Raw genomic sequence first — 25,912 nt, 5'->3', positions numbered from 1 at the left:
AGCGGCGCGACAGCCCTCCAGCCTATATCTGAGTGTTGCCTGAATGCAACAACCGCTTTCCGGTCTCCGGAAAGCGGTTGAGGCGAGTGGTTCAGATCAGCGCGGGCACCGCCGCTTCTCGCTCGAGCAGGCGCTGCTTGACGGGGAGCCCCCAGGCGAACCCGCCCAGCGTGCCGTCCGTGCGCAGCACCCGATGGCACGGCACGAACAGCGCGGGCGCGTTGCGGGCGCAGATGGATGCTGCGGCACGCACCGCGCTCGGAGACCCGAGCTCGACGGCGAACTCGCTGTACGTGAGCGGGCGCCCCGGGGCGATGCGCCGCAGCGCAGCCCACCCTGCGAGCTGCATCGCGGTGCCGTGCTGCGACACCGCGACCTCGTCGATCGCGGCAAGGTCTCCGCCGTAGTAGGCGGCGACGGCGGCGGCGGCATCCGTCTCGCCCTCCTCGACCGACGACGGACGCACGCGGTCCGCGAGGCGCGCGAGGATCGTGCCGGCGTCGGCGGTCCACCCTGAGGCGAGCACGCGTCCGCCGTCGTCGGCGAGGATCGTGAACGCGCCGTCGGGGGTGTCGAGGGTCTGGATGGTGGCGGTGGTCATGACATGCCTCCGGTCGTGATGAGCGATGAAGAGATGACGGATGCCGCGACCCGGCGCGGCGCGGCAGGCCTCGGCGGGACGGCGCGCCACAGGTGAGCGGTGAGGTAACTGCGCCAGGGAGCGGTGCGGGCGGCCCAGGCGTCGAGCGCGCGGGCCTCGGCGGGGAGCCCCGCTGCCGCGGCGCCCGCCCGCACGGCCACATCGCCCGGAAGGAAGACGTCGGGGTCGGCGAGCACTCGCATGCGCACGTAGTCGGCGGTCCAGGGTCCGATGCCGGGCATCGCGAGGAGAGCGGCGCGCTGCTCGGCGGCGTCGTCGCCGGCGGTGAGGATGAGCGACCCTTCGGCGAGAGCCGAGGCGGCTCCGGTGATGGCGCGGATGCGCGCGGCCGGACCGCGGAGCGCCTCGTGGCCGCGCTCTGCGATGGCGGCCATCGTCGGGAACAGACGGGCAGGAGCGGGGTTGTCGTCGGCGCCGGCGCCGAGCGACATCATCCCCGCGAATGCCGGGACCTCCTCGCCGAGCGCGGCGGTGAGCGCCGTCAGCGCGGTGCGAGCCGCGACCACCGTGATCTGCTGGCCGACCATCGCGCGGATCAGCATCTCGTGCGGATCGGCGGCACCCGGAACCCGGATGCCCGGCAACGCAGCCACGAGAGGAGCGAGCTCCGGATGCCGCGCCAGCGAGTCGTCCACCGCGTCCGGGTCGGCGTCGAGATCGAAGAGGCGCCGCGCCCGGGTGACGAGCATCGACAGGTCGGCGAGATTCGTGAGCGCGGCCCGCAGCCGCACCTGCCCCAGGTCGTCGAGGCGCAGCTCGAACCAGGCGGGGCCGTGCGGAAGGCGGATCGTGCGGGCGAACGTGGAGGCGGTCGCCGCCTCGGCGCCCGAGACGGCGCGGGCCGCCATCCATGAGAAGAGTCCTTGTGCATCCATCGCGCCGCGGTGCGGGAGGGCGAGGTCGATCGTGACTCCGGGCGCAGGCGCACCCGGCCCTTCGTGGCGCGAGACGCGACGCCGCGCGCGCAGCTCGAGCGGCGGCATCCCGAACACCTCACGGATGGTGTCGTTGAACTGGCGCACGCTCGCGAACCCGCTGGAGAACGCGACATCGGCGGCCGAGAGTTCGGTGCCGACGAGCAGCATCCGGGCGGTCTGCGCGCGGTGTGCGCGGCTGAGGGCCAGCGGGCCGGCGCCGAGCTCGGCGGTGAGCAGCCGCGTCAGGTGGCGCGGTGAGTAGCCGAGGCGCAGTGCGAGGCCGGGGACGCCCTCGCGCTCGACGACGCCGTCGGCGATGAGCCGCATGGCGCGTCCTGCGGTGTCGCCACGCAGGTTCCACTGCGGCGAGCCGGGCGCCGCCTCGGGCAGGCAGCGCTTGCAGGCACGGTAGCCCGCCTCGTGCGCGGCGGCACTTGTGGGGTAGAACGTGACGTTCGAGGCCTTGGGAGTGCGGGCGGGGCAGCTCGGACGGCAGTAGATCCCGGTCGAGCGCACCGCGGTGACGAACTGCCCGTCGAAGCGGGCGTCGCGCGAATCGATCGCGCGGTAGCGCTCCTCGAACGTCATGGCCAGGCTCATGCCCCTAGCCTGACACGCTCCCCCGACGTCGGCTCGCGGAAATCGGACACGACTGTCGCGTCGCCGTCGGCCGCTGGGGACGCGCCGGCGCCTACCGGTCGGTGCGGACGAACGCCGAGCGCAGACGATGCCAGAGCGGATCGCCCTCGCTCACACCGGAGACGATCCGGGCGACGCCGCCGGCCTGGCCCAGAGCACACGCGAGGGCGGTGATGCCGACGAGGCCTGCCGTCGCGGAAAGGCCGGCGAACGAGTCGGCGGCCAGATCGCGCAGCGCGAGCGCCACTCCACCGATCGCGAGGAGGAAGGCGAGCGTGGCCGTCGTGAGCCGGGCGAAGATGGGCGGGTCGAAGTTCGTCGTGCGGGCGAGCACCCACCCGCCGCCGCGCCGAGCGCGACCGCCCTGACGGTACGGCAGGCGGAGCCAGTCGGTCGCGGCCCTCGTCAGGGCCCGGCCGGTCAGCCACAGCCGCACGAGTCCCGTCGCGCCGGCGACGGCGATGACCGCGGCGAGCACGATGACGATGACATCGACCAGGGCGACCGCGCCGCCGAGCGCCGCGATCGCGTCGAGCATCCCGCCGATGACGAACGCGCCCAGCACCGACGCCACGAAGCACACGAGCCCGAGCGCCCAGCGCGACCAGCGTTCATAGTCGCCGCGCAGGAGCACCGCCACGCGATCCGCCTCTGCCACCGCCTTCTCCCCGCTCGGGACGTCGATCCAGGCACGCGAAGCCGGAAGGATGAGTGCGAAAGCCATACCGTCAGGCTACGACGTGCGGCAGGTCGCCCCCGCGCGCGGCCGCCTCCAGGGGAGCCGGCTCGACGCCATCGGGCAGCACCTGCGTGGTCGACAGCGTGAAAGCGGTGAGGACAGCCAGCTCGGTGCGCTGGCCGGCGTCTGTGCACATCCCCATGACGAGGATCGTCCCGTCGGCGGCGGGCAGGCGGATCTCGCCGACCGTCGTGACGACCGCCCTGCCACCGAGCTCCAGCGTGCCCGAGGCGACCGTGCCCACACGCCCGTCGGGCGCGGTGAAGGTCTCGGCCGCGGAATCCACACCGAACCGCGCGAGCGGGAAGAGACGGTGGAACTCCAGGGACGGGGCATCCGTCCCCGCCGCGACCCTCACCACGTTCGTGCAGAGGAAGCTGACGGCCGGGCGCTCGCCGAGCGTGAGGGAGACCCCTGCCGAGTCGAAGTCCGTACCCTCGAAAGCGGCGACCCCGGCGTGGAAGCCCGCCACGATCGCCGCACGTGCATCGTCGGGAAGCCAGCCGTCGCCGCCGGCCAGATACCAATCCAGCCACTCCTGGGGCGTGCGATCGCCGAACGAGCGGAACTCGATCCACCCTTGCGGCATCCGCTGCCACACACGATCGCCGCTCGTCCTCGGTGTCGCCATTTCAGAGCTCCTCATCCGTCCGCGGACCGTTGCCCTCGATGGTGTTGTCGACGCGCTCCGCGAGGTTCTGCCACGGGCCGCTCAGGCTGTCGACGAAGCTCTCGCCGTTGTCATGCGCGTCCTTCGCCTGCGACATGGTCCAGTACGTGTTCGAGACCAGGTTCGGCAGGTTGACGTTCAGGGCCACCGCGAGCGATCCCGCCGCGGTGCCGCCGCCGGCCAGCGCCGGGGTCATCCGCTGGATCGACGGGATGAGCACCTGACCACCGGGACCGATGAGCGATTTCGCCGCCATGCCGAGGGCACCGCCGGCCAGGAGGCCCAGGGCCCCGACCGCGAAGTCCGTCCAGTCCCCCCGCCCGGTGAGGGCCTGGAGACCGTCGATGGCCACGAGGGCTATCGACATGATGAGCGCCACGGTGCCGAGGACCGGGACGAACAGCGACAGGATCGCGATGATCGGCAGCGCCGCACGGAGGATGTCCTCCAGGATCGGCACCACGTTGTCCATGAGCCAGGTGCCGGCGTCGGCGAGCCATTCGCCCGCGTCGCCCAGGAAGTTCGAGAACGCGTTGCCCGCGTAGTCGTCGAGGATGCCGCCGGCGTCGTTGAGCGAGCGCGCGGCGGTCGCCGCCTCGTCGTCGACCTCCGCCTTGAGGCTGCGGGCGGAGGCGCGGATCTGCTCGAGCTCGTCGCCGGCCGTCCCGAGCGCCAGCGCCGCGTCCGAGACGGCATCGGGGTCCGCGTCGTCGTCGTCCTCGTGCTTCACCGCCGACGTGTGCGCGGACTCGCACGCGGCGACCCGCGCGGCTGCGGCATCCGCCTCCTCGGCGAGCACCCGCGCCCGCTGCTGGAAGGAGGCGAGCTGTGTGCTCCAGGTGCGCAGGGCATTCCGCGAGGTGCGCAGCGCTTCGCCGGTGTCGGCGAGCTGCGGGCGGAAGTCTTCACTCATCGAGGCGCGGAAGGCTGCGGCGGAGAGCCCCACCCAGTCGGCGTCGTCGCCGCCGTCGAGCATCGACAGCGCGTCGTCGACGCCGTCGCAGCCGCTCGACAGCGCGTCGACGTAGCTGTCGAGCGTCGCGAGGTCGCCCGGTGCGGGGTCGAACCCGAGCGCGCTGAAGTCGGTCACGCCGCACTGCCTTCCTGCGGCACCATGCTCGCTCCGAGCTCGCTGTCGAGACCTTGGAACGCCTCGAGGATGCCCTGCAGGCCGGTGCCGGCATCCTCGGCGTAGCGCGCGAGCTTGTCCATGCCGCCGCCCCATGACCCGTGCAGGTCTTCGAGGCGCCGGCGGAGCTCGTCCTGCGGCACCGCCGAGCCGCACACGTTCGAGAGCGCGCCCGTGGCGTCGTCCAGCAGTGTCCGCATGTTGGCGTACGCGTGCCGGCTCGCGTTCATCGCGTCGTAGTCGATCCGCACATCGGTCATGGCAGTCCCTCCGGAGACGACTGACCGGAGGCCGCGGGAGCGGCGCTCCGGTCAGAAAGTCGAGCTTTGCTTTGCGGGTGCGGTTCAGCCGCCGGCGAGCTGCTGGTCGAGGTCCTGGATGGCACGCATCATGCCCAGCAGCGACTCCGACATGTCGTTGATGCCGTCCACAGCACCCTTCAGACCCGTCGTCAGCTCGGTGTACCCCTCACCGAACTTGCCCGACGCGTGCTGCGTCTTGAAGTCCTCACCCAGCAGCGTGTCCACCTGGCTCTTCAGCGCGTCCAACTGACCCTGGATGTCATCACGAGCCTGCGACAGCGACGACGCCACCTGCTCCATCTCCGCATACGAAGCACCGAAATCAGCCATCGTCAACTCCCTCACTCAGATACCCGACCCCCGTCGGGCCGATGACTCCACGCTAACCGGGACGCCCGGGGGAGCCCATGGGGACCATTCCCCATGTGGATGAATGCCGGACGGTCAGACCTGATCGGGGCGGTAGTACGCGGAGCCGGCCTCGGGGGCGAGCGTCAGCGCGAGATGGCCGGGCGCCGTGGCCCGTGCGTCGTCGCCGGTCGCGGCGCCGATCAGTCCTCTCTCGACGAGCAGGTCGATGGCCGCATCGCGGTCGGCGATGATCCCGCGGAGCTGATCCGCGGGGATCTCCTTCACGCTCTGATCGACGTTGTCGTGGGGATTCTGCGGCCCGTCCTTGATCGTGTTGCCGCGCACGAACATCGCGGCGTAGATGACGACATCCGCGAGGATCACGACGATCCACGCCCAGGCGCCGCCGTCGAGGAGGTCACGACCCGCGGTGAGGGCGATGATCACTGACGCGAGGCCCGGCAGCACGTGCATGAGCGAGTTCGAGCGCACCGCCGACTTCGCGGCCGCGCGCGGGTAGCGCCGACGCTGCAGCTCGCTCCAGCCCGTGATCGGCAGCGAGATGAGCGTCAGGACGCCGGCGAGCGCCAACGGGAAGTCGTACACGCTCCCGGCCACGAGCCAGCGCAGCATGGCGGCGGCGCCGATGAGCGGCGCGATCAGCAGGAACAGGTACGCCAACGACTGCACGACGCTCCCGAACGAGAGGCCGGGATGCTCCCCGCGCACCGCCTCCTTGGGGGCGAGAACGACGAGGGTGTGCTGCGCGCGCGGCGCGCCGACGAACGAGCGAAGCTCCAGCCGCCACCACTCGAGCGGGCCCCATTCCTGGGCCTCGTCGACGAGAGCCTTCAGCGTGCGCGAGGTCATAGCTGCCATTCCTCCCCCACCCGCACCACCGCCGAATCGAGCTGATCGACGCGGGTCCGGTCCGATGTCGGCACGAACCCCTCGAGTGCGGACTCGCGCAGCACCTCTGCCGCGATCTCTTCGACGAACGCCAGACCGTAGGGTGCGACGGGACCGAGGATGGCGCCGACTGTCGCGTTCCGGCCGACGAACAGCCACCGGCGGAAGCCGAAGTCGTGGTCACCGTGACGCTCGAGCAGGGTCGCGGTGAAGCCCGGCCCGAACTGCTCGGACTCGACGACCTCGGTCGTCGCGGGCAGCAGCGCGGACGGCGACCACAGGAAGGCGGCCTGCTCGGCCTCGGCGAGGGGTTCCGCGGCGGCGAACACCGTCAGCGGCGCCAGCACGCGTCCCTCCGCTCCGACGATGAGCAGGTTCCTGCGGTCGTCGCCCGTGGCGCTCGCGATGTCTTCGAGGGCGAGCGAGAGGCGGTCGGCGACCGCTTCTTCGACGTCGTTGCGCGCGGCGAAGGCGTAGGCGGCCTCCCGGGCCCAGACGGTGCGCTCGGCTGCCGATCGCTCGGCGTGCGGAACGGCGATGGTCCGCTCGGGGTCGTGCCGGAGGGTGATCTGCATGTCAGCGAGTGCTCCACGTGAAGCTGGCGATGTGGTGGTCGAAGAGGGCGACCCACGCCAGGAGGACGGGCTCGTCCTCGGCGAGGTCGGCCGCGTGGGCGACCGTCGCGGTCCATTGCACCGCCTGCGTCCGCCGAGTGCCCGGGATCGGGATCAGATAGTTGATCAGCAGCGAGACGGCCGACACCGCGTCGATGGTGACGGGCCGTCGATCCGTCCAGCGCACGATGCGGTGCCCTTCGCCGACGGCGACGCCGCCGCGGTTGCGGACCGCGTCCTCGACGACGGCGTCCAGCGGAGACTCCGGGGTCGCCGAGCGCCGGAGGCCCACGAGGCTCGCGGCGCCCAAGGCCCAGCTGGGCGCCGACTCCCCGGCGAAAGCGATGGCGAAGGCGTCCTGGCCACGCAGACTGCGGAACGCGTCTTCCACCTGGCCGGTCAGGCCTGCCGCGAGGTCCGCACGCCCGGCGCCGGACAGGCGGCTGCGTGCAGCCCCGACGAGCTCGCGCTCGGTCTGGTCGCTGAGGTCGTACGCCTGCCAGCCGAGGGGAAGGAGCATCCGGTAAGCCGGCAGCGCCGGTGCCACGCGGCCTCTCAGCTCGCTGCGCAGATCACTCACCCGACCAGTCTCCCATCCGGCCGAGGGTGCCCCGTGCCGAAGCCGCCGCAGCGGGGCCGATCACGAGAACGGGTTCTGGTCGGGGTCGAACGACCCGGGCAGCGCACCGCCGGCCATGTCCTTGATCTGCCCCACGATCTGGAACTGGGCCACCCACACGGTGCTGACGGTGGTGAGGGCGTCGCGGGTGGAGGAACCCATCCGCGCCCAGTCGTCGATGTTCTTGCCCGAGAACAGGGCGGCTGAGAAGTCGGCGGCCCTGTCGGCGAAGGTCGTGCCGCGCAGCGCGTTCAACCCCGACGCCCAGTCGTCCATCGAGGTCGCGCGCAGACCGAGCAGTCGCACCGCGTCGTCGCCGAACGAGGTGCCCAGCGCGCGCCACCCGGACGTGGTGCCGAGCCCGCGGATCGTCCGCGCGGCCGGCCCGAGGAACGGGATGACGCCGAGGACGCCGAAGGCCACGTCCCACCAGCTGCCGTCATCGAAGGCGATCTTGCGTGTCAGGGCGACGACGAGCGTCGCGATGGCGACGATCGCGGCGAGCGCCGCGATGATCGGGCCGCCGATGACGATCGCGAGCACGGCGAGGACGATGCCCGCGACGGCAAGGACGTTCGCGAGGAAGTCCAGCGCGCCGCGCAGGTCGTCCTTCCACGAGTCCTCGATCTTGCCGCTGACGCCTTCCTTGATGTTCTTGGCGGCGAGGTCGAACGCATCGAACCAGTCGTCCCAGGCGGTGTCGTAGTCGCCGGCGGCGTCATCCCACTCGCCCTTCTTGGCCGTTGCGAGACCGCGCTTGCCGTCGGCGTTCGCGGAGGCCGTGTCGTACGCAGACTGCTCGTCGGCGTCGGCGTCGTCGTCGGGCTCGCGCGGCACGGCGCCCTCGGCCGTGTCGGCGTCGCGGGAGAGCTGGTAGTACTCCTTCCACAGGTCCTGCAGCTTCGACACGAGAGGGTCGATGACCGCCTGCGACGTCGCGAGCGCACCGCCGTAGGTGCGGATGTGCGGACCGACGGCGGCGTAGAGTTCGGAGGCCTCGGAGAGGTCGCTGCTGACCTTCTCGCACAGTTCGCGGAGCTTGTCGATCGACCGCCCCTCCATCTCGGCGCCGTTGTCGGCGAGCCGCGAGATGAGCGACCACGCATCGGCCATGTCGGCGCCGAGGTCGACGATCTGCTGGCCGCGCTGCGTCACGTCGTCGGCGTCGCCGCGCAGGTTGTCGATCAGATTGCCGCCCGTCGGGGTGTGCGAGGGCATGTAGGGGGTGACGGTCATCTCTCGCTCATTCGCTCTCGGACTTGCTGGCGGCCCGGACGTCGAAGTCCTTGAAGCCCTCGATCACGCTGTCGACGTGCTCGGCCACGCCCTTGCAGTTCTCCATCAGGCGTTTGCGGCGGTCGTCCCACCGGCCTTCGAAGTCGTGGGCGGCGTCCTTCAGCTCGCTCTTGTCGTACGGCCGGTCGACGGCGTCCTCGAGATCGCGACGGCGGCTGCCCGCGTTCTCGAACTCGTCGACGATGTGCTTGAGCTGCGTGCTCAGCTCGCCCAGCTCGTCGTAGCTGACCTTGACTCCCACGTCCGTTCCTCCCTGCGTCGTCCACCGTCATCAGCGACGCCGAAGGCGGGAGGGCGCATGGCCCTCACCGCCCCGGCGTTCCGGCGGTTCAGCCGCCGGCGAGCTGCTGGTCGAGGTCCTGGATGGCACGCATCATGCCCAGCAGCGACTCCGACATGTCGTTGATGCCGTCCACAGCACCCTTCAGACCCGTCGTCAGCTCGGTGTACCCCTCACCGAACTTGCCCGACGCGTGCTGCGTCTTGAAGTCCTCACCCAGCAGCGTGTCCACCTGGCCCTTCAGCGCGTCCAACTGACCCTGGATGTCATCACGAGCCTGCGACAGCGACGACGCCACCTGCTCCATCTCCGCATACGAAGCACCGAAATCAGCCATCGTCAACTCCCTCACTCAGATTCCCGACCCCCGTCGGGCGGGACACTCAGCAACCTAACGGAGCGCGTCGACGAGACGCGATGGGGACCATTCCCCATGTCCTCGCGCCCGGCGCCTCAGGCCGCGTCAGTGCTGCGGCGCCGCCTGCGGAACGGGGAGGACGGATGCCTCGACCAGCGGCAGCTGGACCGTGACCTGGCGCCCCGCCTGCACGAAGATGCCGCGGCCATCGGGGAAGTCGGACCGCTTGACCTTCGGGAACGGCACCTTGAACACCGCGTCGCCGTCGAAGGCGTCGGGCTTGATGATGATGCCCTTACGGCCGCCCTTGAAGTCGCCCACCAAGCCGAAGCCACTGGTGACCTGCGTGACGTCGGCGTCGCCGATGAGCAGATGCTCGCTGCGGTTGACCGCCTGGAACAGCGCCTTGAGAGGGCGCTCCGCCGGCGAGTCGGCGAACTGCGGCACGTCTTCGATCACGATCATCAGCCGCGCGTCGATCGACTCGTCGGCGACGAGCTCGCCGAGCTCGGTCGCCAGCTCCTTCGCCTCGTCGGGCGTCGTGGCGCTGCGCATCCAGGGGGCGAACTCCTTGAGCTGCGAGCGCCGGCCCCCGAAATGGAAGAGCCGCACCGTCGGATCGAAGCGCACCATCGACGTGACCAGCGCCTTCATCGCGTTGGTCTTGCCGGCCGACGGCGGCCCTGCGACGACGAACGTGCCGACGGGATCGAACTCGCGGGCCGCGAGCGTGTCTTCGGCGATGCCGAGCACCGGGAACTCGCCGAGGCGATCCGGCAGCGCCTGCCAGGCGAGCCGTGTCGGCAGCGAGCCGATCTCGTCCACCTCGTGTGCGCCGAGCGCCCGCAGCTCGTCGGCCCACTGGCCGAGGAGCTTGGTCTGCTCCGCCACGTTCGGCGTGCCGCCGAGCACCGCGATCTGCGTCTCGAAGCCGTCGACGATGGCACGGCCCGGTGCCGAGCGCTCGTCGAGCACGTCCTTGGGTGCGTTGAGCAGGGCGTACGCGTTCTCGTCGGAGAGCCGCAGCACCACCCGGCGCGACACGTTCGAGCTGATGGCGGTGGGGACCGACCCGGAGCGGTCCGCCGTCGCGACGACGTGCACACCGAGGGGGCGACCCTCGCCGAGGATGCGCATGAACGCCTGATAGAACGGCATCCGCGCGGTCGTCGACTCCCACTCGGCGCGGAACTGCGGAAGGCCGTCCAGGAGAACGATGATGCGCGACTCGTCGCGCCCGGTCAGCTCGCGGTATTCCGCGATGCTCGAGGCGTTTGCCGCGCTGAACCGCTTGGCGCGGTCGTCGAGGATGCCGGCCAGCGAGCGCATGATGCGCTGCACGCGCTCGGCGTCGTCGCCGGGGATGATCGAGCCGACGTGCGGCAGCACCTCGAGGCTCTTGAGCGCGCCGGCGCCGAAGTCCAGACCGTACACCGCGATGTTCTCGGCGCGGCGCCCCATCGCCGCGGCGATCGCGACCGTGCGCAGCACGGTGGACTTGCCCGAGCCGCTGGTGCCGTACACCAGAAGAGAGCCGTCGCGGTCGGGCTCGAAATACACCGGCTCCTGCAGCTGCCGCTCGGGCACGTCGCGCTTGCCGAGCAGGATGAAGCCGGGTCGTCCCGCCCGCAGCTGGCGGAGGTCGACGGTGGTCTCGAGGTCGTCGAGCCACGGGCGCCGAGGGGCGGGGATCCGCGCCGCCCGGGCGGCGGCGACCAGGGTCGCGACGATGCGCTTCTGGTCGTTCGGCCCGGGATCGATGTCATGCGATTCGGATTCGCCCGAGTCCGGCAGCTCCCACCGTTGCACGGACCCGAACCGCAGCTGCGCGACGCCCACGTCGGCGGCAGGCGCCTCGTCGGTGCTCCAGCCACCGGCGTAGGCGGACTGGAACGGCACGAGCCTGCCTGGGCCGGTCTTGGCGATGCCGCGGCCGGGGATGCCCGGGTCGAAGCGCGCGGCCACGGGATCGTCGACGACGTCCTTCGAGTCCGACTCGTCGGCCATGCGCAGCGCGACGCGGAGGTTGGTGTTGGCGCGCAGGTTGTCCTTGATGACGCCCGCCGGCCGCTGCGTGGCCATGATCAGGTGGATCCCCAGCGAGCGCCCGCGCTGCGCGATGTCGACGACACCGTCCACGAACTCGGGCACCTCCCCCGCGAGCGCGGCGAACTCGTCGATGACGAGCACGAGGGCGGGCGGGGTGTCGGGGTCGCGCCGCTTCTCCAGCTCGAGCAGGTCCTTCGCCTTCTTTCGGTTGAAGAGGTGCTCGCGGTGGTGCAGCTCAGCGCGCAGGCTGGTGAGCGCGCGTCGCACGAGGTGCGGGCTCAGGTCGGTGACGAGGCCCACCGTGTGCGGAAGCTCGACACAGTCTGCGAAGGCGGAGCCGCCCTTGTAGTCGACGAACAGGAACGTGACGCGGTCGGGGCTGTGGGCGGCGGCCATCCCGAGCACCCAGGCCTGGAGGAACTCGGACTTGCCCGCGCCGGTGGTGCCGCCCACGAGGGCGTGCGGTCCCTGCGTCCGCAGATCGAGGGCCATCGCGTCCGTGGCCCCCTGTCCGACGATCGCGCGGAGGGTCCCGGCCTTCTTCAAGCGCGGCAGCACCGCACCCGAGCGGTCGATGATCGTGTTGTTCTCGCGCCAGCGCTCCACGGCGGAGCCGGGATCCACGGCGAGCTCGCTGCCGACGAGCGAGAGGAACATGACCGAGTTCGGGATGTCGGACGAGTCCTCCACGACCGTGCTCGAGTCCACGACCGGGGCGAGCCGCTTGGCCAGCACGGTCATGAGCTCGTTCGACACGCCCTCGACCGCGGTCTCCGGATAGTCCACGCCGCTGCGGACCGTGCCGGCGTGGGCGTGCTCGAGGCCCTGGGACACGTCGATGAAACTGCGGCAGACGGCGGGCAGCGCCTCGACGACCGGCGCCACGAACAGGCCGTAGACACCCACGTCGGCGCCGCGCTCGAGCACCTGCGTGAGGCGCGCGCGATCGACCGGGGCGTCGGCGGTGACGATGACGAGCACCGCGGTCTGGCCGGGGAAGGTGGCCTCCTCCGCGGCGCGGCGCACATCGGTGCCGTAGCGCATCGGGTCCCACTCGTCGTCCAGCGGCAGGCGCGGCGACGAGGCGGCCTTGGAGCGCTGCATGACGAGCTCCTCGAGGCCCGACAGCAGCGCTGCGCCGGTCGACGCCGAATCCGACAGCGGCATCTCGCGGAAGGGACTGCGCTCGCTGGAGGTGTGCGGAAGCCACTTGAGCCACTCGAGGTGCGTCGCCCATCGGGGTTCGGTGAGCGCGATCGCGACCAATTCGTTGGGCGAGTGGAGGCCGAACAGCTGGACGCACAGGCCGCGCAAGGCGTCGGCGGCTTCCCGCTCGCCTCCCGCGACGCCGATCACCCCGACGCTCTGCAGCGACTCGAGCACCGGCACGCCGTCGATCATGCGGTAGCGATCCCGCAGCCGGTCGACGCGGTCGACGAACTCCTGGAGCGCCTCGGGCGATTCGGACCTCTTCACCGTCGTGCGCGACGGGGCCTCGGCGGTGCCCAGTCGCACCGACAGGAAGTTCCAGTGCTCGGGTCGCCGGGTCCACAGCATCGGGCCGAGCCGCATCGCCTCGTCGAAGACGACGGCCACCGGCGGCACCTCCGCGTTGCGGATCTCGCGCTCGCGCGGCCGTTCGCGATAGAGGCTCTCTTCCAGCTCTTCGAACGTGCGCTCGAAGATCTCGGTCTCTTTGCGGGCGCGCTGGCCGACCTGGGTGCGCTGCGAGATGAAGTTGCCGAGGAGCATGAGCGGCGACATCACCACGACCAGGAGCGAGCGAGGGTTGCCGTTCATCGCGAACAGTGCCATGCCGAGGATGAGAGGCGCGACCAGCATCGGCCACGGGAACAGCCGCGAGACCGGGTCCTTCGGCATCCGCGGCTCGGGCAGCTCCTCGCCCACGTACCGCGGCTCCACGCGCGGGCTGCGGTTGAACAGGAGCGAGCCGCCCCGCTCGAGCACGGGATCCTGTTCCACCGGCGCGAAGTCCTGCACCATGCGGACCACGATGTCCGTGTCGCCGAGGGAGAACCGCTGCCCGGGGATGACGCGAAGGCGCTGCACGAGGCCGCCGTCCACCACGATGCCGTTCGCCGAGTTCAAATCGACCAGCTCGACCGACGCACCGACTTCGATGCGTGCGTGCGACTTGGAGATCAGCGGGTCCGCCAGGACGATGTCGTTGCCCGCCACGCGGCCGAGGGTGAAGTGACCGCGCGGCAGCGGGAACTCGCGCCCGACGAGCGGGCCGCCGACGATCGAGAGGATCGCGGCCGGCGGGCCGCCGGCTGCGCGGGTGGAGATGTAGTCCTCGCCGAGGTTGACGATGGAGGCGACGAAGCCCGAGCCCACGGCTGCGTCGCTGATGAGCGTCTCGGGCGAGAGCATCGTGAACGTCGACGACGTCGGAGGCGCCACCTTGAGCGTCAGCACGTCACGCGGTGACGCGACGGTCTCGCGCGCCGGATCGGTCTCGACGATGTGCCTCGCGACATCCTGCACGGTCGCCGTCGTGTCGGAGGTGACCACGATGTCGATGTGCTGGGCGTTCCGGCGCTGCAGGGTGAGTCTGAGTCTCATGGGTTCCTCGCTGTGCTGCCTCAGCCGATGCGGACGCGGGCGCGCCGTTCGCCGAGCAGCAGGGTGTCTCCGGAGCGGACCGCGATGCCCTGGCCGGGCGGAAGGGCGTGCTCGACGCCGTCGCGGATCACCGCGCTCCCGTTGGTCGATGCACGGTCGATCGCGATGATGCTGCCACCCGTGCGCAGGAGCGCCAGATGGGTCTTCGAGATGGATTTCGACGGGTCGTCCAGCCGAACGAGCGCGAGACCGGCGTCCCCTGGCCCGGCCGCCGGATCGCGGCCGATCAGGATGCCGGACCCGTCGAGCGCGATGCGGGCGCCGGTGTCGAACTCGAGGACGACGCCCGGCGTCGCAGGGTCGGCCGGCGACGGCGATCGACGCGCCGGGGCTCCGGGCGCGGCCTGCGGGGCTGCTGGGGCAGGCGTGGGCGCGGGGCTCGCGTCGGGCAGCAGCCGGGGCGGCGTCCACGGGATCCCCGGGCCGGAGGAGGGCCCCGTGGGCGCGATGGCGGCCGGCGCGGCACCGGCCGGCGCCACGGCGGCAGGTGCGAGCGCGGGCGCCGGAGCGGACGCGGGGGACGCGGCATCCGTCCCGCTCGCCTCGGCGGTCGACGCGTACGCGTCGGTACGCGGCGCACCCACGACTCCCCCGCTGCTGCGGGTGACCGGGATGTAGGCGCCGGTGCCGGGGGCCGTCGCCGAGGTGGCGAGGGAGCGCAGCTCGCTGCGCTCGTCCGCGAGGTCCGTGGCGGCGGTCTTGCGGGCGATGCGCATGCGCTTGACGTCGTAGGGGTTGAGCCCGTCACGCGCGTCGACGAACCACGTCGCCCCGGCGAGGTCTGCCCAGCCGCGGCCCCGTCGCTCGGGGTCGAACAGCGGCGAGCACGCGATGACGAGCACCGGACCCACCAGCGGCACGAGGAAGCTGCCGTACAGCACGAGGGAGCGCACCATCGCGCCCCGCCAGAAGCCCGGGCGCTCGAGCGTGCGAACGTTGACCGATCGGATCCCGGTCGCGGCCTTGCCGACGGTGACGCCTTTGCGCCCGTGCAGCACGAGCTGCACCACGACGAACGCGCTCGTCAGCACCGCCGACGCCGCCCCGCAGGCGATGACGAGACCGAGGTTGCCGGCGTCCGGCGACGCCGTCGTGCTCAGGAGCGCAGGAAGGGTGACGAGGAGGACCGGGAGCTGGAGCACCAGCAGGATGCCAAGCTCGATCGATGTCGAGAGCACGCGCCGCCCGAACGGCGCCGTGCGCAGCCCGAGTGTCGCGGCGTACTCCGGCCTCGGCCGGCCGCGCCCATCGAGCCCCTCGACGGCACGCGTCGAGTCGTCGATCTCCCAAATCACCGGTCCTCCTGGCGAACGCTCCGCATCGACCCTATCCGGACGATCGTGCCCTCCCGACGAGAACCAGGACATGGGGAAAGAGCCCCATGTCCTGGTCGATCGGCCGGACGGCGCCTCCGGGGTGGCCGGCGTCAGTGGAAGAAGTGGCGCTCGTTCGTGAAGAACATCGTCACGTTCGCGGCCTTCGCCGCGGCGATGACCTCCTCGTCGCGGACCGAGCCGCCCGGCTGGATGATCGCCGAGATGCCTGCGTCGAGCAGGATCTGCGGGCCGTCCGCGAAGGGGAAGAAGGCGTCGGATGCGGCGACCGAACCCGCGGCGCGGTCACCGGCCCGCTCGACCGCGAGGCGGCACGAGTCGACACGGTTCACCTGACCCATGCCGATGCCGACGGTCGCCGAGTTCTTGGCGAGGACGATGGCGTTCGACTTGACGGCGCGGCAGGCCTTCCAGGCGAAGATGAGGTTGGTCATCTCCTCGTCGGCGGGACGCTCGCCCGACACCAGCTGCCAGTCCTTCGCGACGGACTCGATGTCGTCGGGGAAGCGGTCGGCGTCCTGCAGCAGCAGTCCGCCCGAGACGAGGCGCACGTCCATGCGCTCCTGCTGCCAGTCGGCGGGCAGCTGCAGCACGCGCAGGTTCTTCTTCGCCTTGAAGACCTCAAGCGCGGCCGGTTCGAACGCGGGCGCGACGATGACCTCGGTGAAGATGTCCTTGAGGTTCTCGGCCATCTTCAGGGTCACCGTGCCGTTGGCGGCGATCACGCCGCCGTACGCCGACACCGGGTCGCACTCGTGCGCGCGCAGGTGCGCGCTCGCGATGGGGTCGAGCGCATTCGGCGCGGTCACCGCGATGCCGCAGGGGTTCGCGTGCTTGATGATCGCGACGGCGGGCTTGACCATGTCGAAGGCGGCGCGCAGGGCCGCGTCGGCGTCGACGTAGTTGTTGTACGACATCTCCTTGCCCTGGAGCTGGATCGCCTGGGCGATGCCGTGGCCGCCGTTGCGGGTGTAGATCGCGGCACGCTGGTGCGAGTTCTCGCCGTAGCGGAGCGTCGCGAGGCGCTCGGCCTTGATCGTGAGGTGCGCCGGTAGATCCTCTTCGAGGAGCGTGCCCTCGGTGAACCAGGTGGCGACGGCGCGGTCGTACTCGGCCGTGTGTGCGAAGGCGCGGGCGGCGAGCTCGCGGCGCTGCACGAGAGTCGTACCGCCGGCGCGGACGGCGTCGATGACCGCGGGGTAGGAAGACGGGGAGACGACGATCGCGACGTTGGCGTAATTCTTCGCCGACGCCCGCACCATTGCGGGGCCGCCGATGTCGATCTGCTCGACGACGTCGTCGCCCTGCGCGCCGGAGCGCACGGTCTCGACGAACGGATACAGATTCACCACGACGAGCTCGAACGGCGCGATGCCGAGCTCGGCGAGCTGGCGCTCGTGATCCTCGAGGCGGAGGTCGGCGAGGAGTCCCGCGTGCACGCTCGGGTGGAGGGTCTTGACGCGCCCGTCGAGGGACTCGGGGAACCCGGTGACGCTCGACACGTCGGTGACGGTGAGGCCGGCCTCACGCAGGAGCGTCGCGGAGCCGCCCGTCGACACGATCTCGACACCCGCGGCGGCCAGCGCCTCGCCGAGCGCCAGCAGGTCGGTCTTGTCGCTCACCGACACGAGTGCGCGTCGCACCGCGACGACGTCGCGGGGGCGGTAGAGGGCGGGGTCGTGGCTCGGTCCGGCCATGGCGGATCTCCTCGGTGGGGGTGGGGGTCAGAGCTGGGCGCTCGCGGACACCGCCGCGAGGTCGAGGTCGCCGGTCGCGACGCGGCGCACCACGTCGATCAGGAGGCGGCGCTCGACGGGCTTGATGCGCTCGTGCAGGGCGTGCTCGTCGTCGCCGGGGAGCACGGGCACGCGCTCCTGAGCGAGGATCGGCCCCGAGTCGACCCCGTTGTCGACGATGATGACGCTGGCCCCGGTCTGCGCCACGTCTGCGGCGAGTGCGTCGCGCACGCCGTGCGCACCGGGGAACTCCGGCAGGTACGCCGGGTGGGTGTTGATGATGTGCGGCGACCACGCGTCGACGAGGTCCGCCGGCAGCAGGCGCATGAGCCCGCTCAGCACGACGAGGTCGGGCCGCCACACCTCGAGCTGGGTGGCGACTTCGGCGCCCCACTCCTCGCGGCTCGCAAACTGCGCGAACGGCACCATGAACGTGGGGATGCCGTACTCCTCGGCGTGCGCGAACCCGTCGGCCTCGCGATCGGCGCCGACGACGACGATGCGGGCGGGGAACTCGGGATCGGCCGCCGCGTCGAGCAGAGCGCGCAGGTTCGATCCTGTGCCCGAGATGAGAACAGCGACCGTCAGCACCGGCCCAGTCTAATCGGAACCACCCCTCGCACCGGGCGGCGTCACTCCGACCCGCCGCTCTCCCCGGGCGGCGCGGGCAGGGGCAGGTCGATCGGCTCGGTCATCGCGTCCGATGTGACAGGAGGGGGCGGATGCTGCGCCCCCGCGTCGCCCTCGGGCACCGCGCCGCCTCTCCGCGCGGTGAACGCGGCGACCGCGGCGAACGCGGCGAACGCGGCGGCCTCCGGGGGCTCGGGGTGCGGGTCCTCGTCCTGCCGGGCCGGCTCGGCCGCGGCGGGCGCCGGCACGGAGTGCTCCGTGGCCGATCGCCCGCCGGCCGATCGCGGCGACAGCAGCAGGATCGCGGCGCCGAGCAGCACCTCGAGGCCGACCGCCAGCGCGACAGGCCCGGCGTCGGGTCCGAACTCGGCGAGCCGCCCGGGTCCGAGCGACCCGGATGCCGCCCATGCGAGGAGCGCCGCCGCGGCACCCGAGAGCAGCGCGATGCCCGCGGTCACGACGAGACGTGCCGCGATCGGATCCTCGGGCGCATCGACGTCGCGCTCGAGACGCGCATCCGCGGCGGGCTCCGCCGGAGCCGACCCCGAGAGCAGCCCGCTGAGGGTGGCCGTCTTTCCCGCATCGAACCGCGACGAGGCCGGACCTGCCGACGGCGCGGGATGCGGCATCCTTTCGCGGGACCCTCCCCCGGCGTGCAGGAGCCGCGAGCGCGCGATCCACCCGGCGAGCGCGCCGAGGGCGATCGGCAGCAGGGCGAGCAGAAGCAGCCACGAGGTCGTCGATTCGGGCACGGCGCCCAGCACCGGCAGGCCCGGGATGGGACCGACCTGGGTGCCGGCGGGCGAGACCGAGGTCCCGGTGCCGACGGCGAAGCCGGGTCCGGCGGCGAAGCTCATCCCCCACACCGCGAGCGTCGGCACGTAGGCGAGCTGCGCGAGCGTGATGACGGTGGCGCCGAGCGGGTCGACGTCCCCGGCCTGGAACAGCGCGACGATCTGCCCCGCGCGAGCGAACAGGGCGACGGCGGCCATTGCGGCGCCGATGCCGACGAGCCCCACCACGACCACGGCCGTCCCGCGCGCGACGAGCGCGGGCACCTCCCCCCAGCCGTGCGGTGCGGCTTCGACGCGGTCGCGCAGGCGTGCGATCGCGCCCGAGCCGGCCTCGCACCACTCCGTGACCACGGCGGCGACGACGGCGGGAACGGCGAACAGCAGCGTCGGCACGAGGATCGCCTGCCAGTGCTCGGCGCGCGCGACGTCGTTCGCGCCGGTCAGCGCGGCGCCGGTGGTCAGCACGGCGAACACGGCACTCGAGGTGAGCACGCCGGTGAGCCACGCATCGGCGTGCGAGGCGCGGGTCCCCGAGCGGGCGGCGAAGACGACCGTGAATCCGGCGAACGCGAGCGGGGCGAGGGACAGGACGAAGGATGCGGCGCCCGCATCGATCCCCGTCGCAGCGAGGTAGTCGGGCGGCAGCGTGATCGCGAGCGGCACGAGATTGCCGAGCTGCCAGACCGACACCGCCGACGGCCACAGCACACCCCAGTCCGCTCCGCCGCCGAATCCGAACACCCACAGCAGGGTGAGCGGAGCAAGGGTCACGGCAAGGCCGACGGCCGTCGCGATGACGGCGTCGGTGGAGGCGAGAAGGGCGACGATGAGGCGATGCATGCGCCATCGACCCTACTTCGACGCACCCCCTCGGGCGGGGCGCCCGCGCGCGCGGTCGAGGCATCCGTCCAGCGGATCCTCAGGTTGGAGCGGGAGCGACCAACGTTTCACTCCGGAGGTCACCAAGCGGGATCGACCACCCCGCCGAGATCCGCTGCGGTGTCGGCACCTTCGTAACGATGGCGGAGATCGTCATCCTGAACCCCGTCATCCTGTCCAGTGGCACGGATGTCGCGGGTGACACGCTCGGGTTCACGCAGGTCGCCGCGACCACGGCGCTGACCGCCGGGGTGATGACGCTGCTGTTCGGTCTCGTGACCCGCTTGCCCTTCGCCTTCGCGGCGGGCCTCGGCATCAATTCGTTCCTCGCGGTGCCGGTTGTCGGGCGGTCACCTTGCCCGCGGGCGATGGGCCTCGTCGTCATCAACGGTCTGATGATCATCGTGCTGTCGGCCGCGACGGGCCTGCGCCGCATGATCTTCGACGCGGTGCCCATCCGGTTGAAGCTCGCCCTCACGGTGGGTACCGGCCTGTTCATCGGCCCGAAGTCCGACGGCGACGAAGTCAAACCCCGGAGGCTGGGGCCCCACGGTCCCGGACCTCCCGGCGTCGTTCGTCAGCGTGCCCGACCTGTCGCTGGTCGGCCGGGTGTCGTTCGGCTCGTTCGAGCGCATCGGCGTGCTCGCCGCGCTCATGCTCGTCCTCACGCTCGTGTTCACGAACTTCTTCGACGTCATGGGCACCATGACGGGCCTGTCGAAGGAGGCCGGCCTCGCGAAGGAGAAGGGCGACTTCCCGCGCATCAGGTCCGCGCTCATCGTCGCGTCGGCGCGGTCGCCGGTGGATTCACGTCGAGCCCGTCGAACACCGTGTTCATCGAGTCGGGAGCGGGCATCGGCGAGGGTGCCCGCACCGGGTTCGCGAACGTGGTGACCGGCGCGCTGTTCCTCGTCGCGATGTTCTTCACGCGGCTCGTGCCGATCGTGCCCACCGAGGTCGCGGCATCTGCCCTCGTCATCGTCGGCGCGCTCATGATGTCGCAGATCCGGTGCATCGACTTCTCGGACTTCTCGATCCTGCTGCCGGTGTTCCTCGCCATCACCGTGATGCCGCTGACGTATTCGATCGCGAACGGCAGCGGCGCGGGGTTCATCGCGTGGGTCGTGCGCTCGCTCTCGGGCAAGCGCGCGAGATCAGCCCGCTGCTGTGGGTCGTCGCCGCCGGCTTCGTGCTCAACTTCACGCGCGGACCGCTCGCGACCCTGCTCGGCGAGTCACGCGTCGACCGGACGGATGCCGCAGCCCCACCGGACTCGTCCCCTCCGGCGTCTCCCGGAGCGTGGTCGCTCGAGTCGGGGCGCACGGACCCTGTTCGGGGCGCACGGCGCACGGGTTCGGGGCGCACGGCGCATGTTCGGGGCGCACGGCGCACGTTCGGGGCGCACGGAACGCGCCCCAAACGAACGAAACACGCCCCAAACCCGGAGATGGCGGCGAATCACGCGTCGACCGGACGGATGCCGCAGCCCGCCGCATCCGTCCCCTCCCACGTCGCCCGGAACGGGGTCGCACGGGTTCGGGGCGCACGGCGCACGTTCGGGGCGCACGGAACGCGCCGCAAACGAACGAAACACGCCCCAAACCCGGGAGAGAGCGGCGAATCACGCGTCGACCGAACGGATGCCGCAGCCCGCCGCATCCGTCCCCTCCCACGTCGCCCGGAACGGGGTCGCAGGGGTTCGGGGCGCACGGCGCACGTTCGGGGCGCACGGAACGCGCCCCAAACGAACGAAACACGCCCCAAACCCGGAGAAGGCGGCGAATCACGCGTCGACCGAACGGATGCCGCAGCCCACCGCATCCCTCCCCTCCCACGTCTCCCGGAACGGGGTCGCACGGGTTCGGGGCGCACGGCGCACGTTCGGGGCGCACGGCGCACGTTCGGGGCGCACGGAACGCGCCCCAAACAAACAAGACACGCCCCAAACCCGGAGAAGGCGGCGAATCACGCGTCGACCGGACGGATGCCGCAGCCCCACCGGACTCGTCCCCTCCGTCCCCTCCCACGTCTCCCGGAACGGGGTCGCCCGGGTTCGGGGCGCACGGCGCACGTTCGGGGCGCACGGAACACGTTCGGGGCGCACGGAACGCGCCCCAAACGAACGGAACACGCCCCGAACCGGGAGCTGGGGCGGGTTCAGCGGCGCGGCGTCCAGCCGGCGGCGTCGCGCCGTCGTACGCGGCGCGCTCGGCGTCGGTGCGGGCCGACCAGCCCTGGGCCGCGTCGACCGTGTCGAAGCCGCCGTGCGCGACGCGGAAGCCGACGTCGTCGTGGTGCATGCGCCGGCCGCCGCCGCGGCGCGTCGATGCGCGGACGCTCCAGGCGTCCTCGGCGAACCCGCCGCCGCGGGAAGACGCGGTAGTCGGCGTAGCGGGCGGGGTCGATTACGTCCCACGTCCACTCCCCCGCGTTGCCGAGCGGGTCGAGAAGGCCGTTGAGGTCGGGCAGCTTGCCGCCGACGTTCTGCGGAGCCGTCATGCCGTCGCACTCGTCCAGGCGACCTCGGCGAGCGCGTCGTAGTGACCCCGGCCTCGAGAAGTTGGTTCTGTAGTGAGGGCGGGTCGAGCCGGCGATGCGCGTGAGCTCGATGTCGGTCACCGCGGGAGTACTACCCCACGGCCCGGGAGGGTGGGGCCGATCAGGGAGCGCGACGCCAGGAACCGGAGGCGGGCAGCTCTCCGCCGAACAGCTGTCGCACGGTGACGAGCTGGAACCCCCGGTCGAGGAGCCCGTCGAGGACGGCTCCGGCCGTGCGGGCGGTGGGTGCCTGGGTGTCGTGCTGGAGGATGATCGACCCGGCGCTCGGCTGCTCGACGGCCCGTGCGATGAGCACGTCGTCGGCGGGTCCCTGCCAGTCGAGGGTGTCGATGTCCCACAGGATCGCGGGCATGGCGGCAGCGGCGAGCACGCGCGGACTGAACTCGCCGTACGGCGGACGGAACGCGGTGATGTCCTGGCCCGAGACAGCCTCGAGCGCCTGGGTGGAGTCGACGATCTGGGCGGTGATCTGGGCGTCGGTCAGCTGCGGAAGATGCGGGTGGTTCCACGTGTGGCCCTCGAGCTCGTGGCCGTCCCGGGTCATGCGGGCAAGGGTCTCGGCGTACCCCTGCGCGTTCTGGCCCATCGCGAAGAACGTCGCGGCTGCGTCGCGCGACGCAAGCTCGTCGAGGATGCCGGCCGTGTAGGCGGACGGACCGTCGTCGTAGGTCAGCGCGACGCACGGCACGAACGCGCAGTCCACGACGCGCGCTCCCGCCGGCGCCGCGACGGGTCCGCTGTAGGGCTGTCCGGGGGAGGCCAGCACGCGTGTGCCGAGCGTCGACGCCAGACCGGCGGCGATGTCGGGGGGAACGACGATCTCGAGAGGCTCGGTGGTCGGCGGCGCGCCGAGCCCGGCGAGGTCGGGCGTCGTGAAACCCGGCGCCAGGGTGAGGACGAACCCCTGCTCCGAGGGGACGGTCGTCGCCAGCGCGGCGCGGATCGCCGCGAGCTGTGCCTCATCGCCGACCACCACCGGGCGCTGACTGAGCGCTCCCGCATCGCGGCGCAGCGCCTCGACGATGTGAGCGCCGAGCGCGGCCGCCGCGCCGTCAGCCCACAGGCCGTCGGCCGTCACCGTCTCGCCGGTCGCGACGTCCGTGTAGAGCGTCGTCGTGGCGTCGGAGTGGACGCCGGCCGGGTCGCCGGTGACCACACGGATGCGCTCGCCCACGATCGACCCGCCCGCAGCGACGATGCCGCACACCACGGCGGTCCCCGCGCCGCCCGCCGGGCCGAAAGCGGGATCGGCCAGGAGCTCGGCGGCCGGGAGCCGCGTGCTGCCGGCAGCGCAACGGCGGTCCCCGAGCCCGGACCCGACGGGCGACGGAGTGGGTACGAACGCCATCCCCGACGCCACCACGCGGTCTGCGATCGCCCCGCGGACGAACTGCTCCACCTGGGCGTTGAACGGGTCGGTGGCAGAGCCGGCCGGCAGCAGCGCGACGCGTGCCTGGATGCCGACCGCGTCGTTGCGCACGCGCAACGGCACGATACCCGCCCCGAGCGGCCCGTCCGCGGTCGCCGAGATCTCGGGGACCGGTTCGGTCGCGTGCACGACCTCGGGCGCCCACGCGGGGGGCTCCCATCCCCCGCGGGACGCCGGCGCGCACGCCGACAGTGCAAGGACCGCCGAGGCCAGCGCGGCCGTCGCCCACCGGGCCCTCATCGGCCGATGCCTTCCAGCAGATCGCCGATGGCGGTGCGGTACGCCGCCGGCTCATCGCCCGCGGTCGGGTGCACCTGCACGACGACGCGCACGCTGGGCGCGGCATCCGGCTCCCCCACCCCTGCGACGACTCGCCCATCGTCGAGATCGACATGGACCGCGGTCAGGCCGGACGCGAGCAGTTCTGACCGCGAAGCGCCCACCCCGGCGTCGGCGACGACATCGCCCGGGCTCTCGTCGACCGACTCGAGCCTCGCGCGCAGCGCGCCGTCGGGCGTCCGCACCGTGATCGCCTCATCCGAGTCGCGCGTAACGACCCAGTCGGCGGGCACGACGACCGAGGCGTCCCCGAGGTCGGTCGGAGCGCTGCCGTCCGCCACTTCGCTCGAGAGATTCGCGATCGTCGGCGGAACGGCCACGATCGCGGCGACGGTGACTGCCGCGAGGACGACGGCAGCTGCCGTGCAGGCGAGCGCGATCTCCCACCGCCGTGCGGTGGTTCCGACGCGTTCGCCCCCCGACACGGACACCCCCTGACGGGGCCGAGTCTAGGAGCGGGACGCACGCGGATCGCTCAGGAACGCCTGAGTTTCCCGAGATCAGTCCTCGCGCGGCTCGAGCACGAAGATCGCGATCCGCCGGTCGGTCCGCTGCTGGTAGTCGTCGTAGTCGGGCCAGACCTCCGCGGCCCGCGCCCACCACTCGACACGCTCGTCGCCCGACAGCTCGCGCGCGGTGTAGCCCCGCTTCGCATCGGCATCCTGCAGCTCGACGTGGGGATGCCGCCGCATGTTCTCTGCCCACTTGGGCTCGTCGGGGGCGCCGCCCTTCGACGCGACGACGGCGTAGCGCCCGTCGTGCTCGACGCGCATGAGCGCCGTCTTGCGCAGGGCTCCGGACTTGGCGCCGACGGTGGTCAGCACGATGATCGGCACGCCGCGCATGGTGTTCGCCTTCTCGCCGTTCGACGCCTCGAACGCCTCGGCCTGTTTGCGGGCCCAATCGGACGTGGACGGCTTGTACTCTCCGGTCAGCGGCATGCCACCAGCGTAAGGCGGCGGAAACCCCGTTCGGGTCGGGGTCGACTCGTCGTCTGGCGATGCCGCAGGCTCCGGCCGACGCGTCGACCTCCGTCAGCGGACGAAAGGAGGGGGACGGATGCTGCAGCCCTGGGCTGCAGCATCCGTCCCCCTTCTCGAGCTGGTGCGGGTCAGAGACTCTCGATGATCTCGCGCATGAGCGAAGCCGTCTCGGACGGCGTCTTGCCGACCTTGACGCCGGCGGCCTCGAGGGCCTCCTTCTTGGCCTGTGCGGTGCCCGCGGAGCCCGACACGATGGCACCGGCGTGACCCATGGTCTTGCCCTCGGGCGCAGTGAAGCCCGCGACGTAGCCGACGACCGGCTTGGTCACGTTCGCCTGGATGAAGTCGGCGGCGCGCTCCTCGGCGTCGCCGCCGATCTCGCCGATCATGACGATCGCCTTGGTCTCGGGGTCGGCCTCGAACGCTGCCAGCGCGTCGATGTGCGTGGTGCCGATGATCGGGTCGCCGCCGATGCCGATGGCGGTCGAGAAGCCGATCTCGCGCAGCTCGTACATCATCTGGTACGTCAGGGTGCCCGACTTCGACACCAGGCCGATCGGGCCCTTGCCGGTGATGTTGGCGGGCGTGATGCCGACCAGCGACTCGCCGGGTGTGATGATGCCGGGGCAGTTCGGGCCGATGATGCGGGTCTTGTTCCCCTTCGACTGCGCGTAGGCCCACGCCTCGGCGGTGTCGCCGACGGGCACGCCCTCGGTGATCACGACAAGGAGCGGGATCTCGGCGTCGATGGCCTCGACCATGGCGCTCTTGGTGAACGCGGGCGGCACGAAGGCGATCGAGACGTCAGCGCCGGTGGCGTCGATGGCCTCCTGCACCGAGGCGAAGACGGGGAGCTCGACCGGGTTGCCGTCGGCGTCGGCGTGCAGCACCGTGGTGCCGGCCTTGCGGGCGTTCACGCCGCCGACGACCTGGGTGCCGGCCTTGAGCATGAGCGCGGTGTGCTTGGTGCCCTCGCCGCCGGTGATGCCCTGGACGATGACCTTGGAATCCTTGTTCAGGAAGATCGACATTTCTCTGTTCCTCGTTCTC

At 71.7% G+C, this 25,912-nt stretch carries 23 protein-coding genes and 1 pseudogene; 1 reads left to right on the top strand and 23 read right to left on the bottom strand.

From position 1 onward, the window contains the following. Positions 1-91: 91 nt before the first annotated feature. From MRBLWH3_RS08145 to MRBLWH3_RS08060, 18 genes are all read right to left on the bottom strand, one after another. Positions 92-601, bottom strand: coding sequence for a methylated-DNA--[protein]-cysteine S-methyltransferase (locus MRBLWH3_RS08145; RefSeq protein ID WP_363430380.1), 510 nt, complete (start codon positions 599-601; stop codon positions 92-94). Beyond that, positions 598-2,178, bottom strand: a complete 1,581-nt coding sequence (locus MRBLWH3_RS08140; RefSeq protein WP_363430378.1) for a DNA-3-methyladenine glycosylase 2 family protein — start codon at positions 2,176-2,178, stop codon at positions 598-600. Before MRBLWH3_RS08140 ends, MRBLWH3_RS08145 begins: the two co-directional genes overlap by 4 nt. A gap of 91 nt (positions 2,179-2,269) precedes the next feature. Further along, positions 2,270-2,941: a hypothetical protein gene (locus MRBLWH3_RS08135; RefSeq protein WP_363430376.1), complete on the bottom strand. Its 672-nt coding sequence runs from the start codon at positions 2,939-2,941 to the stop codon at positions 2,270-2,272. Between the two features lie 4 nt (positions 2,942-2,945). Next, positions 2,946-3,587 carry a hypothetical protein gene (locus MRBLWH3_RS08130; protein ID WP_363430374.1) on the bottom strand — a complete coding sequence of 214 codons (642 nt, stop codon included), beginning with the start codon at positions 3,585-3,587 and terminating at the stop codon, positions 2,946-2,948. A 1-nt stretch (position 3,588) separates the two neighbouring features. Further along, entirely contained in the window at positions 3,589-4,716 is a 1,128-nt protein-coding gene (locus MRBLWH3_RS08125) for a hypothetical protein (protein WP_363430372.1), read from the bottom strand. After that, positions 4,713-5,015, bottom strand: coding sequence for a hypothetical protein (locus tag MRBLWH3_RS08120; protein ID WP_363430370.1), 303 nt, complete (start codon positions 5,013-5,015; stop codon positions 4,713-4,715). The genes MRBLWH3_RS08125 and MRBLWH3_RS08120 overlap by 4 nt, the downstream gene beginning before the upstream one ends. A gap of 84 nt (positions 5,016-5,099) precedes the next feature. Further along, a complete protein-coding gene (locus tag MRBLWH3_RS08115) occupies positions 5,100-5,387 on the bottom strand; it encodes a WXG100 family type VII secretion target (protein WP_116194191.1) in 288 nt (95 codons plus the stop codon). A 114-nt stretch (positions 5,388-5,501) separates the two neighbouring features. Further along, complete coding sequence (locus MRBLWH3_RS08110) at positions 5,502-6,278, bottom strand: hypothetical protein (protein ID WP_363430368.1); 777 nt, start codon at positions 6,276-6,278, stop codon at positions 5,502-5,504. Beyond that, positions 6,275-6,892: a hypothetical protein gene (locus MRBLWH3_RS08105; RefSeq protein WP_363430366.1), complete on the bottom strand. Its 618-nt coding sequence runs from the start codon at positions 6,890-6,892 to the stop codon at positions 6,275-6,277. Before MRBLWH3_RS08105 ends, MRBLWH3_RS08110 begins: the two co-directional genes overlap by 4 nt. A 1-nt stretch (position 6,893) precedes the next feature. Further along, positions 6,894-7,511: a hypothetical protein gene (locus MRBLWH3_RS08100; RefSeq protein ID WP_363430364.1), complete on the bottom strand. Its 618-nt coding sequence runs from the start codon at positions 7,509-7,511 to the stop codon at positions 6,894-6,896. 60 nt (positions 7,512-7,571) lie between these two features. Beyond that, positions 7,572-8,786, bottom strand: coding sequence for a hypothetical protein (locus tag MRBLWH3_RS08095; protein ID WP_363430362.1), 1,215 nt, complete (start codon positions 8,784-8,786; stop codon positions 7,572-7,574). A gap of 7 nt (positions 8,787-8,793) precedes the next feature. Beyond that, entirely contained in the window at positions 8,794-9,087 is a 294-nt protein-coding gene (locus MRBLWH3_RS08090; RefSeq protein ID WP_363430360.1) for a hypothetical protein, read from the bottom strand. An 88-nt stretch (positions 9,088-9,175) separates the two neighbouring features. Next, entirely contained in the window at positions 9,176-9,463 is a 288-nt protein-coding gene (locus MRBLWH3_RS08085; RefSeq protein ID WP_363430358.1) for a WXG100 family type VII secretion target, read from the bottom strand. A 126-nt stretch (positions 9,464-9,589) separates the two neighbouring features. Then, positions 9,590-14,119, bottom strand: a complete 4,530-nt coding sequence (locus tag MRBLWH3_RS08080) for an FtsK/SpoIIIE domain-containing protein (protein ID WP_363430356.1) — start codon at positions 14,117-14,119, stop codon at positions 9,590-9,592. Positions 14,120-14,139: 20 nt separating this feature from the next. Further along, the gene (locus MRBLWH3_RS08075) at positions 14,140-15,474 is read right to left on the bottom strand and encodes an RDD family protein (protein ID WP_363430354.1); all 1,335 of its coding nucleotides are present in this window, start codon (positions 15,472-15,474) and stop codon (positions 14,140-14,142) included. 131 nt (positions 15,475-15,605) lie between these two features. After that, a complete protein-coding gene (gene purH / locus MRBLWH3_RS08070; protein ID WP_363430352.1) occupies positions 15,606-17,210 on the bottom strand; it encodes a bifunctional phosphoribosylaminoimidazolecarboxamide formyltransferase/IMP cyclohydrolase in 1,605 nt (534 codons plus the stop codon). Between the two features lie 27 nt (positions 17,211-17,237). After that, complete coding sequence (gene purN, locus MRBLWH3_RS08065; protein ID WP_363430350.1) at positions 17,238-17,840, bottom strand: phosphoribosylglycinamide formyltransferase; 603 nt, start codon at positions 17,838-17,840, stop codon at positions 17,238-17,240. A gap of 41 nt (positions 17,841-17,881) precedes the next feature. After that, positions 17,882-19,513, bottom strand: coding sequence for a DUF6350 family protein (locus MRBLWH3_RS08060; protein ID WP_363430348.1), 1,632 nt, complete (start codon positions 19,511-19,513; stop codon positions 17,882-17,884). A gap of 131 nt (positions 19,514-19,644) precedes the next feature. Between MRBLWH3_RS08060 and MRBLWH3_RS08055 the strand changes: the two are divergent. Then, positions 19,645-20,786 (top strand): annotated as a pseudogene (locus MRBLWH3_RS08055) (NCS2 family permease); the annotation flags it as partial. 923 nt (positions 20,787-21,709) lie between these two features. Here the strand turns inward: MRBLWH3_RS08055 and MRBLWH3_RS08050 are convergent. The 5 genes from MRBLWH3_RS08050 to sucD form a co-directional block, all read right to left on the bottom strand. After that, complete coding sequence (locus MRBLWH3_RS08050; protein ID WP_414685414.1) at positions 21,710-22,051, bottom strand: hypothetical protein; 342 nt, start codon at positions 22,049-22,051, stop codon at positions 21,710-21,712. 160 nt (positions 22,052-22,211) lie between these two features. Beyond that, the gene (locus MRBLWH3_RS08045; protein WP_363430346.1) at positions 22,212-23,780 is read right to left on the bottom strand and encodes a polysaccharide deacetylase family protein; all 1,569 of its coding nucleotides are present in this window, start codon (positions 23,778-23,780) and stop codon (positions 22,212-22,214) included. Next, complete coding sequence (locus tag MRBLWH3_RS08040; RefSeq protein ID WP_363430344.1) at positions 23,777-24,304, bottom strand: hypothetical protein; 528 nt, start codon at positions 24,302-24,304, stop codon at positions 23,777-23,779. The genes MRBLWH3_RS08045 and MRBLWH3_RS08040 overlap by 4 nt, the downstream gene beginning before the upstream one ends. Before the next feature lie 75 nt (positions 24,305-24,379). Beyond that, on the bottom strand, positions 24,380-24,820 hold the full coding sequence (locus tag MRBLWH3_RS08035) for a nitroreductase family deazaflavin-dependent oxidoreductase (protein ID WP_363430342.1): 441 nt from the start codon (positions 24,818-24,820) through the stop codon (positions 24,380-24,382). Between the two features lie 170 nt (positions 24,821-24,990). Next, a complete protein-coding gene (gene sucD, locus MRBLWH3_RS08030; RefSeq protein ID WP_363430340.1) occupies positions 24,991-25,893 on the bottom strand; it encodes a succinate--CoA ligase subunit alpha in 903 nt (300 codons plus the stop codon). Positions 25,894-25,912 lie beyond the last annotated feature (19 nt).

This window comes from Microbacterium sp. LWH3-1.2 (assembly GCF_040675855.1).
Taxonomy (GTDB): domain Bacteria; phylum Actinomycetota; class Actinomycetes; order Actinomycetales; family Microbacteriaceae; genus Microbacterium.
The sequence above is the reverse complement of the archived record's forward strand: the minus strand, read 5'-3'. Positions and strand labels throughout refer to the sequence as shown.